We start from the raw sequence: 15,982 nt of genomic DNA on the forward strand, positions 1-15,982 counted from the left end.
CACCATGCCCGTCAAGCCTCACGACCTAACGCTTGGTGATGTTCTCCAGCTCCAGACGTGGCAGCGCGCGCACAATGACCCGCTGCTGCACCGAGGTGCCCCGTGGCGAGACAAGCGTCACCTCTTCATACACCTTGCCGCAGTCCGCGTTGGTCAGGGCGCGGTTGATCAGACGGCGTGTGATCACGGTGGCGTCACCCATGCGCTGGCTGGTGACGTAGCCTTGCGGCGTGACCTGCGTGGTCGCCACAGGCACTCCGCGCTTATTGTACACAGTTTGAGGTTTGGCACACTGGGACAGCAAGGATGTGGCGGACAAAGCAAGGACCAGACAGGGAACAGCGAGGATGTTTTTCATGGTTGGTTGAATCTACCGCCCGAATGATGCGGGCAGGCCATGTTTGATCATGTGCTTCAAGGCCTGTTCAAAAATCTCATTATCAGTGTTCTAACCTAACAATAATGTTACAAAATATCGCAAGACGTGTGCTTGGCCGCACGGTTTGACAGTGTTCACGAAAGCCCTCGCACTCTGGCGTTCAGTCGCTAGCATCCGCCCCCGAATGTCCGCCGCCACCTTCATCAAAGAACTCCGCCACAACTGGAAGACCATCGGCGCGGTGGCGCCTTCCAGCCCGGCGCTGGCGGAGCGCATGATGGAGGCTGCGGGCGTCTGGCAGGCGCGGCGCATTCTCGAACTCGGCCCAGGCACAGGGGCGTTCACGACAGCCATCGCCGATGCCATGCCGCACAGCTCCGAATACCTCGGTATCGAGCTGAATGACACCTTCGTGCAACAGCTCCGCCCGCGTTTTCAAAAGCTGCGCTTCGAGTGCGCGGACGCTCAGCATTTTGACTTCACCCAAGTGTTCGCCGCAGGCGAAAAGTTCGACACCGTCATCAGCGGCCTGCCTTGGACGGCCTTCCCGCGTGGTCTGCAGGAGGCGATCCTTGGCAATGTGCTCCCGCACCTCGCCCCTGGCGGCTGTTTCGTCACCTTCGCCTACTGGGGCTTTCATCAACTGCCCAGTGGCCGGCGCTTTCGCGGCCTGCTGCATGAGATGACCCACGGTGTCGAAACCAGCCGTGTCGTCTGGCGCAATCTGCCGCCGGCCTTCGTTTACATCGCCCGCAAGGCCTGAGCCGCGCTCACTCCGCCTGCTTCTTCTTTTTGCCTATGCCCTTCTTTTTGGGTTCGGAACTGGTCTGTGGCGTGTTCTTCGTCGGCATCGGCGCTTTGATTTCCTCTCGCCATGTGATCATCTTCGCATGCAGTTCCTTCGCCTTTTCCGGCATCTCGGTGGCGAGGTTCTTCGTCTCGCCGATGTCATCCTTGAGGTTGTACAGCTCCAGCCTGCCATCTTCGAAGAATTCCATCAGCTTCCAGTCGCCGACTTCGATCAAGCCCACCGGAGTTGTGCGCCAGGTGTTTTCGCCCGCGCCGAGATAACCGGGGAAATGCTGATAAATCGCCTCCCGCTTCAAACTGGCCGCTGAATCACGGAACAACGGCACCAGGCTCTCACCGTCCAGCGGCTGGCCTTCCGGCACAGCTGCCTTGCCGAGTTCCGCAAACGTCGGAAACAGATCCACATGGATTGTCGGCACATCGCTGCTCGATCCGGCCTGTGTTACGCCCGGCCAGCGTACTATGAGAGGCACTCGCGTCCCCCCTTCATACAAGCTGCCCTTGCCGCTGCGCAGCGGAGCGTTGTCCGTGGTATCACCGCCTTTTTTGATGCCCTCCCGCGTGTAACCGCCCACGCCGCCGTTGTCGCTGGTGAAAATGAGCACCGTGTTATCGGCCAGTTTGAGTTCATCCAGCGTCGCCATCACACGGCCGACGCTTTCATCCACGCTCGCGATCATCGCCGCATAGGTCGGATCGTGATGCCCGCCGACGGGAGCCTTGTCCTTGAACTTCGCGATTAGCTCCGGCTTCGCCTGATACGGCGAATGCACGCCGAAGTGCGGCAGGTAGAGGAAGAACGGCGCGTCCTTATGCCGCTGGATGAAATCCACCGCCTTGTCCGTCAGGAAGTCCGCCAGATACTGCCCTTTGGGATACTCCGTCTTGGGATTGGTTTTGAAGTCGAAGTGCTGGCCCGACGATGAGATAGCCTCGTCGAAGCCGCGCTTGCCTGGATGATGGTCACCGCTCTCGCCCAAGTGCCATTTGCCAAACATCCCCGTCGCATAACCCGCTTTCTTTATTGTCTGGGCGATGGTGATCTTCTCCAGCGGCAGATTCTGCGCGTTGTCCACCGGGCGCAATGGACGCGATTGCCAATCGAAACGGTCAATGCCACCGACGGTATAGATTCCCGTGCGCGGCGCATATTGCCCGCTCATCAACGCCGCCCGTGTCGGCTGGCAGTTCTGGCAGTGGTGATGTCGCGTCAGCTTCATCCCTTGCGACGCCAGCTTGTCGATGTTCGGCGTCTCGTAGTATTTCGAGCCAAAGCAGGCCACATCCGTGTAACCGAGGTCGTCTGCGAGGATGAAGATGACGTTTGGCCTGTCCGCCGAAGCCTTGGCGAAGGAGGACGCGAGAAGCAGGACGAGGAGAGCGATGGAACAGCGGTTCATGCGCCCGTGAACGCCGCCCGCAGCCGTCGGATTACACATTTCAGCATCGACATCGGTCAAACCTCCCGCTTTGATCGCGCCATGTCCCGCTTCTTCCTTCTTTTCAGCTTTTTTGCCGCTCTGGCCACCGCCGCCGACACCATCAAGCCGGGTGTCCGCTCTCCGATCACTTTCAAAACTTCGCCTCAGGTCTCTGACAACGAGCAGCTCAAAATGCGCATGCACGCCGCTGAGACGCCGCCGCCCTACGATGTCAGCATGGAGAAATTCGACATCATCGTGCCGAAGAAATACAAGAAGGGCGATCCCCACGGCCTCTTCATCTGGATCAGCCCGAGCAACGCCCCGTCCATCTCGCCCGAATGGGAGGCCGTGCTGGCCGACAAGAAGCTCATCTTCGTCGGCGCGCACAATTCCGGCAACAACCGCGAGGTCTTCGCCCGCATGCGCATGGCCGTCGATGCCAACGACAACCTCCGCGAGCTTTATGACATCGACGACCAGCGCGTCTATGTCTCCGGCTTCTCCGGCGGCGGTCGCGTCGCCAGCATGCTCGGCGTCACCTATGCCGACATGTTCACCGGCACCATCGCCTTCATGGGCACCAATTTTTACACCGACATCGTCAGTCTCGACAAAACCGAGGTCTTCCAGATGCGCTACATCCCGCACGACGAGATCATGGCTCACGCCAAGAACGAATGCCGCTACGTCCTCGTCACCGGCGAAAAGGACTTCAACCTCAAGAACACCAGCGCTGTGTTTGAGAACGGCTTCAAAAAAGAAGGCTTCAAGTCCGTCGAGCTGATGAACATCCCCGCCCAAGGCCATCAGCCGCCGAAAGGCGAATGGCTCAAGAAGGCGATTGAGTTTCTCGACGGAAAAAAGTGATCACATTGGATCATTCACCCGCCCAAAAAACAAGCACGCGCCGCTCTCCACATGCTGGATGGCAAAGAGGAACGGACGGTCCGCTTTGAGTTCGATGGGTTTTTGGGTTGGAGCTGCCGCCCCTGCATCGGTCATCACCACCACCGTTGCCGCAGCGGCCTCCGTGCCCTTTTCATTGAGTTCGATGAATGTCTTGTGGAAGACCTCGGAGATAGCGAGGTAGTCATCCGGCTTCTTCGGAGCCATCGCGTCGAAGTCGGCACTTCCCTGCGGTTTGTCGAAGGCCGTGGTCATGCCCATCTTTTGCAGCACCTCGCCGAGCGGCACCGTCGGCGGTGTGATCTTGAATTTTGGCAGATGCAGGATCACCTCGCGAGTATCTGCCTTTGCACACGCGAGCAGCGTTTCCGGCGTCAGCTTCTTCTCCAAGTTTGATACGCCATTGATGTCATCTGGCACGATGAGCAAAAAATGCAGGTCATTGCCCGCATACGGCAGCGTCACCGCCTGAAAGCCGCTTCCGTTCAAATACCGCATGTGCTCCTGTTTGCTCATTGTTGGCACTTCGGCGGTCGTTTTGGCTCCGTTGACATGAAATGGCTTCGGAGCTGTCGCCTGCACGTTGAAGTCGTCCGCCCACGCCGCTTTGAAATACAGCGCGTTCACCAAAACGAGCCTTGTCTCCTTGCTGAGGCCGTTTTCGGGGATCAAGTCGCGAATGCGCTTCTGCGTCTGCTTTTCCACCCAGCCATTGATCTCCCGCGTGGCTCCGGCGTGGTCCTTGAGGAAGTTCATGAACTCCATCGGTGCTCCAAAATGGCTCTTCACGCTCGAAAGGAACGTCTCGCGGAATTCATAGCCCTGCTGCCCAAAGAGACGGTTCGCCACATGCAGCTTCAGCGCCTCGCCGGAACCGCCAAATTTCTTCATCTGCTCCACCTCCTTTGCCGAGTTCTCCCGTGCCTCTTCCAAAGCCTCATTCAGCGCCGCAAAGGACTCTCCCAGCGCCTCCTTGTCCTTTGGAAAATGCAGCACCCGCGCCATCTCCTCCTGCGTCGCGCCGCTCGCCCCGAGATAAGTCATCCCCAGCGCTGACTGGATCGAGTACGGCGAAAGGCAAACGTTCCCCGCCTTCGGCATCTGCCGGTGCAGGTCGAGCCCGAGCGCATTGACTGCCGTTGCGGCGATTTCTGGTGATGCCGCGACGACGTGGGCGGCCAATGACAGCGACAGGACAAAGGCGATGATTTTCATCGCCGCCAGTTTGCCCGTTCGCGAATCGAACAGCCAGATGATTTTAATCTTTCCGCTTCAACTGCGGGAAGAGCACCACATCACGGATGCCTTCGGCACCAGTGAGCATCATGATCAGGCGGTCGATGCCGATGCCGATGCCACCGGCGGGCGGCATGCCGTGTTCGAGGGCGAGGATGAACTCTTCGTCGATCTTCTGCGTTTCTTCACCGGCCTGATGCTCCAAGCGCTCGCGCTGGACGATGGGGTCGTTCAGCTCGGAGTAACCGGGGCTGATCTCCTGGCCATTGATGATGAGTTCATACACATCGACGATGGAATCGTCCTCCGCGTTTTGCTTCGCCAGCGGCACGAGTTCTTTCGGGCAGTGCGTGACATAGAGCGGATCGAACTGCGGAGCCTCGACCAGACGCTCAAATACATGTTGAGTGACCTCGTAGTCCTCGAAGTTCGGCCCGATCTCGACACCCAGCTCCTTCGCACGCGCCTTGCGCTGCTCCGGCGTGTATTCATACCACTTCGGATCAACGCCCTTCAGCAGATCCGTGTAGCGCACACGCCGCCATGGGCGATCGAGATTGATCGTGCGCGTCACATTGCCGTCCTCGTCCTTGTGCTCAATTTTCAAACCGCCGCAGAAAGTTTCCGCGAGGTGGCAGATCATGCCTTCGACCAGATCGGCCATCTTCTCGAAGTCCGCGTAGGCCCAGTAGGCCTCCAGCATGGTGAACTCCGGATTGTGACGACGGCTCATGCCTTCGTTGCGGAAGTTGCGGTTCAACTCAAAGATCTGCGTGAACCCGGCCACCAGCAGCCGCTTCAGGAACAGCTCCGGCGCGATGCGCAGGAACATCGGCTGGTTCAGCGCGTGGAAAAACGTCTCAAACGGCTTCGCGGCAGCTCCACCGGGCACGTCCTGCATCATCGGCGTTTCGACTTCGAGGAAACCGCGTTCCTGCATGTAGTTGCGGATCGCCGCGACCATCTTGCTGCGCGTCACGAAGATCTCGCGGCTGCGGTCATTGGAAATGAGGTCCAGGTAACGCTGGCGGTATTTGATCTCCTTGTCCGCGATGCCGTGCCACTTGTCCGGCAGCGGACGCAGCGCCTTCGACAGCGGCGTCAGCTTCTTGATGTGGATGGATTTCTCCCCGCGCTTCGTGATGAAGGTGAAACCTTCCACGCCGACGAAATCGCCGATGTCCACGAGCTGGATGAACTGCGCATAGGCCTCGTCACCCACATCGCCCTTGCTCAAATAGCACTGCATGCGCCCGCTGATGTCGCCGAGATCAAAGAACGTCGCCTTGCCCATCTCACGACGGGAAAGAATGCGGCCCGCCACGCGCACATCGAGCGCTTCGGTGAAGTCCGCCTTCAGCGCGCCGGGCTGATGCGTCGTGTCAAACCGGCTGCCGAACGGGTTCAATCCGGCCTTCACCTGCGCGTCGAGCTTTTCACGGCGGATTTGCAGGAGTTCGGATTCGGAATGTTCGGGAGCAGTGGCTGGCGTCGGTTGCATGGTTGTGCGGATAAGTGGGCCGTGTCTTTAGCCGCTTCCAGAGCCTTTGCCACCGCAAACCTTGCCCCGAGGGCCGGCGTCGTGTTGGGATTTGCCAGACGCGGTCACGGATGCCAGTATCGGCCCGCATGCGGCTGCTCCACATACTTTCTCTCTCCACCTGGATTTCTACCGGACTCCTTTACAGTCAGCAGAATGAATGGCCCGAGGTGCAGAAGTTCGCCGTCGGCCTCAAGGACGTGATCTGGGATCTCCAGGGCACGAATTCCCTCAAGTACCTGCGCTTCGATGGCGAAAACTTCCACGCCGTCACGCAGGCGGGCCAGTCGCGCAGCAAATACAAGGAGCATGCCTTTGTGGATGTGGGCGTGTTCCAGCTCGTCTTCAGCGAATCACGATCCGCGTGGTATTTTGTCAGCGATGATCTCAAGCTCGTCACGCCGGTGAACGTGAGTGGCGAAATCGAGTTCAAGGCGGAGACCGGCACGGCGGTCAAACCGGTGACCAATTTCTCGCAAGACATCCAGAATGTCGTTTGGGTCGGCGGACCTGAGAAAACGCCGATCAAACTGCGCTGGAACGGTGCGGAGTTTGAGGTCGGGGTGAAGACCAAGACCTGGGAGGTGCAGAAGGTGCGGCCAGTCATCGCGAACCGGCGCGTGTTTGAGTTCGTGCATGAAGGCGACCCGATCTGGATCACCTTTTCCGCCGATGGCACCGAAGCCTGGTGGCTGAACATCACGGATGTCTTCGGTGGCCATGCGCGTTCCAATCCTAGCACGACCGCGCTGGATGTTAAAACGACCGGCCTGCCGCCCACGCAAAACGATGTGGCGAATCACGCTGAAGACCTGCTCAAGGCCGGCGACCGCATACGCGCGGCCACCCTGCTGCGTGAGCTGGAACGGAAGAACGCCACGAAGCCAGAAGCGCTCCAGCATTTGCAGGAGCGCTTCAAAGCATTGAAGCCCTGACGTGGCTCACCTTGGAGCGCGAGTATGACGAAGCCTACTCGACACTTGAGTGCGGGCGGTGGCGCGAATGACCGCAGCGTGGTCGAAAACACCGCAGGAAAGTCAGGCGAGTTGAAAACTCGCGCTCCGGCTCACTTCGCGTCGTAAAATGGAAAGAGCTGCTTGATCTCCTCCGCGCTCGGACGGCGGCCATACTCGCAGACCTCGAAGGTCTCGGCGTATTTCACCGCCTTGCCTCTTTCCTCGCCATAGAGCTTGATCAGCAGTTCACGATACTTTTCCGCCTCGCTGCCCTGACGTGCGCCCCAGCGCCGCTTCAGCCATGCGCGGCGTCCTACTTCATCACTGGCCGGTGGCACGCTCTTCACGTGCTCCTCCGAGCCATTTGCGCCGCCTTCGTAGTGCTGGGAGGTCAGTTCGTGAATACCATCGAGTTTTTGCTCAAAGGAGTCGTCCACGCTCACGGCGATGTCCGGCGTGAAGGGATAGGGCTTCTGGAAGCCGTCGCTCGAATACAGGAACACCGGATTCTTCGTCAAGTGCGGCACATCCGGGCAGATGAACGGCACCGTGACCATGAACGCCGCGTCCTGGAGCAGCACGCCGACATAACGATGGTCGGGATGATAATCCCATGGCCGATGCGTGATGACGATGTCTGCCTTCCACTCGCGAATCACGCGGGTGATGAGCTTGCGATTCTCCAGCGACGGCACCAACTCGCCATCATGAATATCGAGCACCTGGGAGGTCACCCCGAGCTTTTTGGCGCAAGCGGCGGCCTCGGCTGTGCGACGCATCGCCAGCGGTCCGCCCGCCTCATTCCAGTGGCCCACGTCACCGTTCGTGACCGACACCAGCTTCACATGATGCCCCAGCCGCGCCCACTTCACCGCCGTGCCCGCCGTTTTGTACTCCGCATCATCCGGATGCGCACCGAAAACGATGATGCGCAGTTTGCCATCGTCTTTATCTTCGGCGTGGAGGGTGAGACTGACGAGACAGACAGCGAGGGTGAGAAGGGAGCGGATCATGACGGCAGGATTACGCCGCGAGGGCAGTACGTTGTTCACGCTTTAGCGTGAGAACACGGGCCAACATCACGCTGAAGCGTGAACAACGTACACAAACCTGTCTCGCCGCGAATTACTCCTCCGCCTTCGGTTCCGGCAGGAAGAAACCGACGATGAGGGCGATCACGGCCATCGACGTGGCGATGTAGCCTGCGGCCATGGCCACATGCGAAGGACGCACGTTCTGGATGCCGCCAGCGAGCAGCGGCGCGAGCCAGCTCGTGTTCACGACGGCCATGCAGGTGCCGATCATGCGTCCGCCGACGTTCGTGGCAAAGCTGCCACCAGTGCCGCGCAGATGGAGCGGGAAGATTTTCGGCAGGTACTCACCAAAGTAGCTGAACTGCGCCACAGTCACGAGGCCGCAGAAGAAATAGCCCCACAGGAAGGCCTCGCCACCGCCGGCGAACAGCATGAAGTAAGTCACGGGCAGGATGATCAGCGCCGGAACCTGAAACACCTTCAGCAGCGCCACGCGGCTCATGCCGATGATCAGCAGCACGGCCAGCAGCACGCGGCCCGTGAGTCCGCCCATTTCCTGGCGGAACTGCACCTTGCTGCTCATCTCATCGACCACTTTCTTGTGCGGAGCCTGCTGGATAGCGTTCTCCTTGATCTTCCCTCTCAGTTCGCCCTGCTTGGCCTGATCGCCAGCTTTGATGGCGTCGTTCAGCGTGAGATTCAGCGCCTTCGCCTCGGCAATCATCGGTGCCATGATCTTCGCCTGCGGCGCGAGTTCCGGCAGGCCGGGTGTCACGCGTGCCACCGTCACCTGCAATGCGCCGAAGGCGATGCCGTAGGCGCACGCGGATAGAATCGTCGTTACCAGCGTGACCTTACGCAGCTCCGGCGAGAACAGGCCGCTGAAGCTCGGCCGCTTGAGTGCTCCAGAGGCTTTTTTCTCCTTCCACACCTGGCTTTCCGGCACAAACGGCAGCAGCAGCGCGATCGGAATGGCAGGCAAGATGCCCGTCATGAGCAAGTAGCGCCATGAGCCGACCGCACCATCCAGTCCGGCAGGCAGACCGAAAGAAGCCAAGCCTCCCTCCTTGAGCTTCGCATTGATCCAGATGCTCATCAACGTCACGGCCACACCGCCGACGGAGGCAAAGGCCTGTGTGATGCCGAGCCACTTCTCTTTTTGTTTCTTGTCCTGAAACACCTCCGCCAGCCACGTCACCGCTGCGATGAACTCCACGCACACGCCGATGAACGTGGCGCTGCGGAAAATGATGAAGGTCGTGAGCGTGGTCGAATACGCCGCGCAAAAGGGTGCGGCCGAATACAGGAAGATGCTCGCCGCCATGATCGTCTTCCGACCGAACTTGTCGATCAGCCAGCCGCCCAGCAGGCCAAAGACGCCGCCACACACCGCCGCGATGGTCAGCAGGTTGCCCACCCAGCTTGTGACAATCGGATTGCTCGGCGGCAGCTTCAAAAGCTCCGCTATGGCCGGCGCTGCTACCAGCGGCGTCATCAGCAACTCATAGGTGTCAAACAGGAAGCCGATGCTGGCGATGACGATGATGAGCCAGTGCTTGGTCGTGAGCGTGGGTGCGGGGGAGGACATGGTGGGCGCGATGCTGTCAGGAATTCGGAGGCAAGTCAACGCGCAGCATGCGCGGAATCCATCAGCGAGAGTGATGGCGGGCGAACATCCGACACCTGTAGGACTTTTGTCTCGACAAATCCGACACTTGTCGGCAAACTCGCGAATTATGGCGAAAAAATCACTCCCACCGCTCTCCGCCGCCGAGCAGGCGATGATGGACATCCTCTGGAAAAAGCATCCCGCTTCCGTGCTGGAACTGCTCGAAGCCGTGAACCAGGGCCGCAGCGAACCCGTCACTCGCAACACGCTGCAAACCCAGCTCACTCGTCTCGAAGCCAAAGGCTGGATCGTACGCGATGACTCCAGCCGCAGCCACGCCTACGAACCCGCCGTGCCCGAGCAGCGCGGTCGCACCAGCGTGCTCGCGGAGCTGAAGCAGCGCTTCTTCGGCGGCAGCAATCTCGCCCTCGTCCGCTGCCTCGTCGAAAACGGCGACATCACCGAGGAAGAGCTCGCCGAACTGCGCAAACTCGTCCGCGCAAAGAAAGGAGGCGAGTCATGAGCACCGAGACCATCACCCTGCTCAATTTCATCGTTCATAGCCTCGTCATCGGCGCGGCGGCTTGGCTGCTGGTGCGTTTCGTCATCCGCGATGCCCTGCGGCGCTGCATCCTCGCGAATCTGGCCATCTTGATGTGCCTCTACAGCCCTTTCGACATCTCCATGCGCGACCTGTTTCCGCCGCAGCAGCCCGTGCCGGTCTGGACGCCGTTGCGCGAGACGTTTGAGGCCGACTGGCGTGTCAGCGTCGCACCTGTGACTTCGCCGGTTGTGATGACCGCGGCTCCAGCACCGACTTGGGATGTCAATGACGTGGTGAAGAGCCTTCGTTGGCTAGCGTGGCTGGTCACGGCGGCGCTACTGCTTCGACTGATCCTGCAAAGCGTCCGCGTGCAGTGTTGGGCGTGGCGTCTCAAAAGACTCACTCAAGATCAGGAGGCATTCATTCGCGACAGCGTCCTGGAGTGCTCCAGTCCTCTGGAGCTTTCCGCAGGCCAAAAAACGCTCGAAAGCGCCGGAGGGCCGGCGCACTCCAAAACGCTCTCGCGGCTGCGCGTGTTCAATCATCAAGGCACGCCTTGCGTGGCTGGCTGGTTTTTCCCGGTGATCGCCGTTCCCGCCTCTGCGTTTGAAGAACTCACACCACGGCAGTGGCGTTGGCTCCTGCGACATGAATCCGAGCACCTGCGCTGTCACGACACCGTGGCCGTGTTGCTGCAAAACATCGTCCGCGCCTTCCTGTGGTGGAATCCCTTCATCCACGCTCTCATCGAGGAATATGCCCGCGCCCGCGAGGAGGCATGCGATGCCGCCGCCGTTGGCGAAGATCGCGATCATGACGATTACGCCGACTTCCTGCTCGCCTGGGCCGCCAAAGCCTCGCCGCAGACGAGTTGCGTGATGCCCATCGCCCATTCGCGACCGGCCCGCCGACTCAAAGCGCGTCTCGTCGCTCTGATGGAAGCCCGTGGCGTGCGGAAGAAGCTCGGCGCGTTGTTTGTGCTCGGCTGTGCTGCCTTCGCCGTGCTCACGCCCTTCTTCGCGGCTTCGTTTGGCATTGCGACGGCAAATGCGCAGCCCGCGAAGTCTTCCGACAAAGACCCCACGATGTTCACCCGGCTCTACCGCGTGGCTCCGGATTTTCTCGCCGATGCGGACAACGCTCGCTCGAAGCTCGAAAAGCAAGGCATCATCTTCCCGGAAGGCGCCAGCGCCTTGTTCCAAGCCGCCACCTCCAAGCTCATCGTGCGTCATCACCAAGCGGCGCTCGATCAAATCGAAGCCATCATCGACCGACTGCATCAGCGGCTGCCGCAGGTGTACTTCCAATGCAAATTCATTCAGGCCGACGATTACTTCGGCACGCACGAAGGCATTTTGAAACCGGATGAAGTCAAAGAACTCCTGGCGAAAATTTCGCAGCGAAAGGGCATCGACTTGCTGAGTGCTCCGGCCGTCACGACCAAAATGGGCCAAGGAGCCACCGTCGAGGTCGTGCGTGAGATTCTCCCTGAGAAACCATGGGACAAGAACATCGCGATCACCGTCAAATTCATCGGCCCGAGCATCAAACTCGTCGCCAATCCGGCACCGGAAGGCAAAGCCACGGTGGAAGCGAAAGTCGATCTGGGTGTCGATCCCGATGCAGAGCAGCCGTGGCTGCCCAAGAAGGTTGCCAATGCGGCTTGGGACCGAGTGCAGGTTCACACCACATCAGCCAAAGCCGTGCTCGCGAGCGGTGAAGCCTTGGTGATGCATCTGCCGACCTCCAAAAAGCCCGTCACCGTGATTATCACCACCGAGGCGCTGAATCCGTTCGGCCAGAAGGCGATCAGTTTTGAATCGACCGCCACCATGCAGCCATCAAGCACTGGCATCAATGTGCCTGACAAAGTCGCCAGCGAGTGGGCCGTGCGTGTTTACAAACTCCCCGCTAGCTTCATTGAGGGCAAACCACCGCTCGAAGTGCTCAAAGCCGCAGGCATCGCTTTCCCAAAAGGTTCAGACGCGATTCTCAAGGATGGAAAACTCACCGTGCGGAACACCAAGACCAATCTCGAACTCATCGAGGCATGGTTCGATGCTTTGATCAATATCGAGGTGAAAAAGCAAGCGCGCCTTACCGTGCAGGCCGTCGAGATGAAGGGCGATTTTTTGAAGCAACTGAATGACTGGCTGCCACCGCTGCCCGGAACAATCGAAAACAAGGGAGCGCTGGCAGAGAGCAACCTGCCGCCACCGCCCGAGGTTCTGCGGCAGTTCAGCTTGGGTGGCGTCTTCACCCCAGCTCAGTTTGAGATTGTGGCGAAGCATCTCGCAGACTCCGGCGCAAAACTCGAAACCCTGAAGCCGAACAAAAAACCGCAGATGTACGACCTGCCTGCTGCCTTGGGCGGCAGCGAGATCAAGGCGGAGCCAGTGATCGGCCCGGACGGACGCACCATTGACCTTATCGTCCACACGCCGAGTCATGATGCCAGCGCATCGAAGGGCCTCTCTACCTCAGTCACGATTTGGGAGGGCCAGACGATCGTTTTGGGCGCACAACCGTCCGAAGGCGTTTCGAGGCTCCTTTTCATCACCGGGATCATCAAGGAAGAGAAAGACAAAAAGTGAAATCAGCTTTTGCCGCTCATCGGCGACGCCTTCATCATGCGGCCCCATGCCGCACGACATCACCTCCACGCCGAAGACCGATCCGCTCAGCATCTATCGCTACCGCGACAGCCTTTACGCGGTCGATTTGATCACGGCGGCGCTGAGCATCGACTTCTTCAGTTGGTTGTCGTCGAATCCATCCACCGTGAGCGGCATCTGTGAGCACTTTGGTTTCAAAGAGCGTCCGGTGGACGTGATGCTGACGTTGTTCGCGGCCAACGGCTGGGTGGAGAATCAAAACGGCACCTTTCATGCCTCGGCGATGGCGAAGGAACATCTCCGCGCAGGTTCGGTGTGGGATGTGCGGCCGTACTATGCCTCGCTGCATGATCGCCCCATCGCGCGGGATTATCTGGAGGTGCTCAAATCCGACAAACCCGCAGGCTGGAGCGGTGACAAGGCGTCCTTCGACTGGCACAAGGCGATGGAGCAGGAAGACTTCGCGCGGAAATTCACCGCAGCGATGGATTGTCGCGGCCTGTATCTCTCCCAGGCACTCGCGAAGAAGCTTGATCTCACCGGGCGCTCCTGTTTGCTCGATATCGGCGCCGGTTCCGGCATCTACGCGTGCTCCATCGCGGCTCAGCACACGCATTTGAAGGCCATCGCGTTTGATCAAGCGCCCGTGGATCACATCGCGGCTAAATTGATCGAAGAACGCGGCTGCGCAGATCGCGTGAGCGTGGCGACGGGCAACATGTTCGACGGCTTGCCGAGCGGATGCGACGTGCATCTTTATTCCAACGTGCTGCACGACTGGGGCGTGGCCGAGGTGAAGAAGCTGCTCGCTGCATCACACGCGGCGCTGCCTGCGGGCGGAATGCTCATCATTCACGACGCCATCGTCAATGCGGAGAAGAACGGTCCGCTGCATGTGGCGGAGTATTCGTGCTTGCTGATGCATTCTACGCAGGGCAAATGCTACAGCACGAGCGAATATGCGACATTGCTCGATGAGGCTGGATTCACTCCCGGCGCTTATCACGACACCGCTGTCGCGCGCGGCTTCATGACGGCGGTTCGCAGATAATTGAAAATGAATCAAAGAAACACACGAGTCCTTCCGTCTCAGAACACGCTTATGAAGCTCCTTACTCTGCTCTCCCTCCTTGCTGTGGCCGCCACTGTGCGTGCCGAAACCACTCTCACGATGACCGGCGTTCACAACTGCTGCAAAGGCTGTGCCAATGGCATCATCAAAGCTGCCGCTGATTTCAAAGACGTGACCGTCACGCCTGAAGGCAAGAAGGTGACGATCGTCTCGAAGAAGAAGTCCGACGCGAAGAAAGTCGCCGAGGCCATCATCGCCGCTGGTTACTTTGGCACCATCGAAGGCGACGAGTCGGCATCAAAGTCTGCGAGCAAGCCTGCAACAGCATCGAAGCCCGAAGCAAAACTCACCAAGGCCACGGTGTCCGGAGTGCATCTCTGCTGCCAGAAGTGCGCGACCGCCGCGACCGATGCTGTAAAATCAGTGGCAGGCGTCACGAAGTATGAGATCGTTTCCAAGGCTGAGTCTTTCACCGTCGAAGGTGAGTTCGCCAAGGCCGACCTCGTCGCCGCGCTGAACAGCGCCGGCTTCGCAGGCGACATCAAATAATTACCGCAACCAACAACGAGCGGGGCCGGGGTTCGCGAAAGCGGCCCCGGCTTTCTTGTTTTTACTTATCAGATCCACTGCTTTTGTCGGGCAAATAAAAGCTGAAGATCATACGAAGCTTGTTAGTGACATAATATGTGATGATTGCAGCCAAGAGCGCCAGAATCACCACGCCGGGGTTGCCGCCAAAAATAGCCGACACCACGCCAACCGCCCAAAGCAAAGGCTTTAATCGCCAAAAGGCGAGCGCACCAACCAAGCTTAGCAAAGCTGAAGCGACCACAATACCAACGGTCATGGCCACATGCATCGCATCTGCGGCGGCAAGCTGCGAGTTTTTGTCATTGATCCAAATGCCAGCAACGAAAGTGCAGGCCATGCCCATTAAGAATAAGCCAACAACTTCAGCAGCGAATGCTCTCCAAGGTGAGATCATAGTTTTGAAAATTTATTCCACCATCGCCAGCGCAGCGTCCACGCTCGCGCCGTCATGTACCATTGCCATCAACGCGCGGGTGATGCCTTTCGGATTCGGGTGCTGGATGACGTTGCGGCCATAGACGATGCCGGAGGCGCCTTGTTGAAGCAGTCCCTGCGTGCGTTCGAGGATTTCGCGGTCGCTGACACGGCCACCACCGCGCACAAGCACCGGGATGCCGGAGGCGGCTTCGATGATCTTGTGGTAGATGCTCACGTCATCGGTGGGATCGGCCTTGATGATGTCGGCACCGAGTTCGACAGCCTGGCGCACGAGGTAGGTGATGGCGGTTTCATCGCCGTTGACCATGTAGCCGCCGGCTTTTTCGTTCGGCTGGAACACCAGCGGCTCCACCATCATGGGCATGCCGTAGTAATCGGCCTGAGGCTTGAGTTTGAGGATGTTTTCGACGCACTCGGCATGCACTTCAGGAGCGCCGGGGATTTGGAAGAGGTTCACGCACACGCAGGCGGCGTCGTAACGCACGGCCTGGAGCATGCAGTCCTCAAGCATGAGGCTGAAGCGGCGGTTCTCCGGCAGCGTCTTGCCATAAATGTTCGCCACATCGGTGCGCAGCACGAGGCTGGGCTTCTCGCGGCCCGGCATCTCCTGCAAATGCCGCGCCATGCCCAGGGTGAGCTGAATCGCATCCGGCGCGGCCTCGACGAGCGTCTTCACCACCGTGCGCATGTCTTCGATGCCTTGCAGGAAACCGGCTTGGTTGAAGAAGCCGTGATCGACAGCCACATCGAAGCAGCGGTTGGACTTGGCGTTGAAGAGACGTTTGAGGCGGAAGGATTTCATGGTGGGGGTGAGCATTTACAAGCGCA

General features: G+C 59.3%; 15 protein-coding genes. 7 read left to right on the plus strand and 8 right to left on the minus strand.

Features of this window, described 5'->3' with window-relative positions:
* Positions 1-25: 25 nt before the first annotated feature.
* Positions 26-358, minus strand: a complete 333-nt coding sequence (locus U1A53_RS02675; RefSeq protein WP_322278816.1) for a hypothetical protein — start codon at positions 356-358, stop codon at positions 26-28.
* A 205-nt stretch (positions 359-563) separates the two neighbouring features.
* On the opposite strand from U1A53_RS02675, the gene U1A53_RS02680 reads away from it, so the two are divergent.
* Entirely contained in the window at positions 564-1,142 is a 579-nt protein-coding gene (locus U1A53_RS02680; protein ID WP_322278817.1) for a methyltransferase domain-containing protein, read from the plus strand.
* 7 nt (positions 1,143-1,149) lie between these two features.
* Here U1A53_RS02680 and U1A53_RS02685 read toward each other — a convergent pair whose 3' ends face one another.
* Complete coding sequence (locus U1A53_RS02685; protein WP_322278818.1) at positions 1,150-2,589, minus strand: sulfatase; 1,440 nt, start codon at positions 2,587-2,589, stop codon at positions 1,150-1,152.
* 81 nt (positions 2,590-2,670) lie between these two features.
* Here U1A53_RS02685 and U1A53_RS02690 point away from each other — a divergent pair, with 81 nt between their 5' ends.
* Entirely contained in the window at positions 2,671-3,480 is an 810-nt protein-coding gene (locus U1A53_RS02690) for a hypothetical protein (RefSeq protein WP_322278819.1), read from the plus strand.
* Here the strand turns inward: U1A53_RS02690 and U1A53_RS02695 are convergent, their stop codons facing one another.
* Together U1A53_RS02695 and lysS are read right to left on the minus strand one after the other, a co-directional pair.
* On the minus strand, positions 3,481-4,734 hold the full coding sequence (locus U1A53_RS02695; RefSeq protein ID WP_322278820.1) for a serpin family protein: 1,254 nt from the start codon (positions 4,732-4,734) through the stop codon (positions 3,481-3,483).
* 43 nt (positions 4,735-4,777) lie between these two features.
* The gene (lysS, locus tag U1A53_RS02700) at positions 4,778-6,256 is read right to left on the minus strand and encodes a lysine--tRNA ligase (protein WP_322278821.1); all 1,479 of its coding nucleotides are present in this window, start codon (positions 6,254-6,256) and stop codon (positions 4,778-4,780) included.
* 128 nt (positions 6,257-6,384) lie between these two features.
* Here lysS and U1A53_RS02705 point away from each other — a divergent pair, with 128 nt between their 5' ends.
* Entirely contained in the window at positions 6,385-7,230 is an 846-nt protein-coding gene (locus U1A53_RS02705) for a hypothetical protein (RefSeq protein ID WP_322278822.1), read from the plus strand.
* A gap of 131 nt (positions 7,231-7,361) precedes the next feature.
* Here the strand turns inward: U1A53_RS02705 and U1A53_RS02710 are convergent, their stop codons facing one another.
* Together U1A53_RS02710 and U1A53_RS02715 are read right to left on the minus strand one after the other, a co-directional pair.
* Positions 7,362-8,264: a PIG-L family deacetylase gene (locus U1A53_RS02710; RefSeq protein WP_322278823.1), complete on the minus strand. Its 903-nt coding sequence runs from the start codon at positions 8,262-8,264 to the stop codon at positions 7,362-7,364.
* A gap of 112 nt (positions 8,265-8,376) precedes the next feature.
* Positions 8,377-9,873 (minus strand): MFS transporter, encoded by a 1,497-nt coding sequence (locus tag U1A53_RS02715; protein ID WP_322278824.1) that lies wholly within the window; start codon positions 9,871-9,873, stop codon positions 8,377-8,379.
* A 148-nt stretch (positions 9,874-10,021) separates the two neighbouring features.
* On the opposite strand from U1A53_RS02715, the gene U1A53_RS02720 reads away from it, so the two are divergent.
* Genes U1A53_RS02720 through U1A53_RS02735 form a run of 4 tightly spaced genes read left to right on the plus strand, consistent with a single transcriptional unit; the run spans position 10,022 to position 14,674 of the window.
* On the plus strand, positions 10,022-10,417 hold the full coding sequence (locus U1A53_RS02720) for a BlaI/MecI/CopY family transcriptional regulator (protein ID WP_322278825.1): 396 nt from the start codon (positions 10,022-10,024) through the stop codon (positions 10,415-10,417).
* Positions 10,414-13,032, plus strand: a complete 2,619-nt coding sequence (locus U1A53_RS02725; RefSeq protein ID WP_322278826.1) for a M56 family metallopeptidase — start codon at positions 10,414-10,416, stop codon at positions 13,030-13,032. The genes U1A53_RS02720 and U1A53_RS02725 overlap by 4 nt, the downstream gene beginning before the upstream one ends.
* Before the next feature lie 46 nt (positions 13,033-13,078).
* Complete coding sequence (locus U1A53_RS02730) at positions 13,079-14,104, plus strand: methyltransferase (RefSeq protein WP_322278827.1); 1,026 nt, start codon at positions 13,079-13,081, stop codon at positions 14,102-14,104.
* A gap of 51 nt (positions 14,105-14,155) precedes the next feature.
* Positions 14,156-14,674: a cation transporter gene (locus U1A53_RS02735; RefSeq protein ID WP_322278828.1), complete on the plus strand. Its 519-nt coding sequence runs from the start codon at positions 14,156-14,158 to the stop codon at positions 14,672-14,674.
* A gap of 61 nt (positions 14,675-14,735) precedes the next feature.
* Here U1A53_RS02735 and U1A53_RS02740 read toward each other — a convergent pair whose 3' ends face one another.
* Positions 14,736-15,110, minus strand: a complete 375-nt coding sequence (locus tag U1A53_RS02740; protein WP_322278829.1) for a hypothetical protein — start codon at positions 15,108-15,110, stop codon at positions 14,736-14,738.
* Between the two features lie 12 nt (positions 15,111-15,122).
* The gene (locus U1A53_RS02745; protein WP_322278830.1) at positions 15,123-15,956 is read right to left on the minus strand and encodes an aldolase; all 834 of its coding nucleotides are present in this window, start codon (positions 15,954-15,956) and stop codon (positions 15,123-15,125) included.
* Positions 15,957-15,982: the final 26 nt, after the last annotated feature.

Origin of the sequence: Prosthecobacter sp. (genome assembly GCF_034366625.1) — a bacterium.
Taxonomy (GTDB): Bacteria; Verrucomicrobiota; Verrucomicrobiia; order Verrucomicrobiales; family Verrucomicrobiaceae; genus Prosthecobacter.

Bases quoted from the DNA above. Each gene is read 5' to 3' on its own strand.
- U1A53_RS02675 (WP_322278816.1), bottom strand. From the start codon at position 358: ATGAAAAACATCCTCGCTGTTCCCTGTCTGGTCCTTGCTTTGTCCGCC.
- U1A53_RS02680 (WP_322278817.1), top strand. From the start codon at position 564: ATGTCCGCCGCCACCTTCATCAAAGAACTCCGCCACAACTGGAAGACC.
- U1A53_RS02685 (WP_322278818.1), bottom strand. From the start codon at position 2,589: ATGAACCGCTGTTCCATCGCTCTCCTCGTCCTGCTTCTCGCGTCCTCC.
- U1A53_RS02690 (WP_322278819.1), top strand. From the start codon at position 2,671: ATGTCCCGCTTCTTCCTTCTTTTCAGCTTTTTTGCCGCTCTGGCCACC.
- U1A53_RS02695 (WP_322278820.1), bottom strand. From the start codon at position 4,734: ATGAAAATCATCGCCTTTGTCCTGTCGCTGTCATTGGCCGCCCACGTC.
- lysS (WP_322278821.1), bottom strand. From the start codon at position 6,256: ATGCAACCGACGCCAGCCACTGCTCCCGAACATTCCGAATCCGAACTC.
- U1A53_RS02705 (WP_322278822.1), top strand. From the start codon at position 6,385: ATGCGGCTGCTCCACATACTTTCTCTCTCCACCTGGATTTCTACCGGA.
- U1A53_RS02710 (WP_322278823.1), bottom strand. From the start codon at position 8,264: ATGATCCGCTCCCTTCTCACCCTCGCTGTCTGTCTCGTCAGTCTCACC.
- U1A53_RS02715 (WP_322278824.1), bottom strand. From the start codon at position 9,873: ATGTCCTCCCCCGCACCCACGCTCACGACCAAGCACTGGCTCATCATC.
- U1A53_RS02720 (WP_322278825.1), top strand. From the start codon at position 10,022: ATGGCGAAAAAATCACTCCCACCGCTCTCCGCCGCCGAGCAGGCGATG.
- U1A53_RS02725 (WP_322278826.1), top strand. From the start codon at position 10,414: ATGAGCACCGAGACCATCACCCTGCTCAATTTCATCGTTCATAGCCTC.
- U1A53_RS02730 (WP_322278827.1), top strand. From the start codon at position 13,079: ATGCCGCACGACATCACCTCCACGCCGAAGACCGATCCGCTCAGCATC.
- U1A53_RS02735 (WP_322278828.1), top strand. From the start codon at position 14,156: ATGAAGCTCCTTACTCTGCTCTCCCTCCTTGCTGTGGCCGCCACTGTG.
- U1A53_RS02740 (WP_322278829.1), bottom strand. From the start codon at position 15,110: ATGATCTCACCTTGGAGAGCATTCGCTGCTGAAGTTGTTGGCTTATTC.
- U1A53_RS02745 (WP_322278830.1), bottom strand. From the start codon at position 15,956: ATGAAATCCTTCCGCCTCAAACGTCTCTTCAACGCCAAGTCCAACCGC.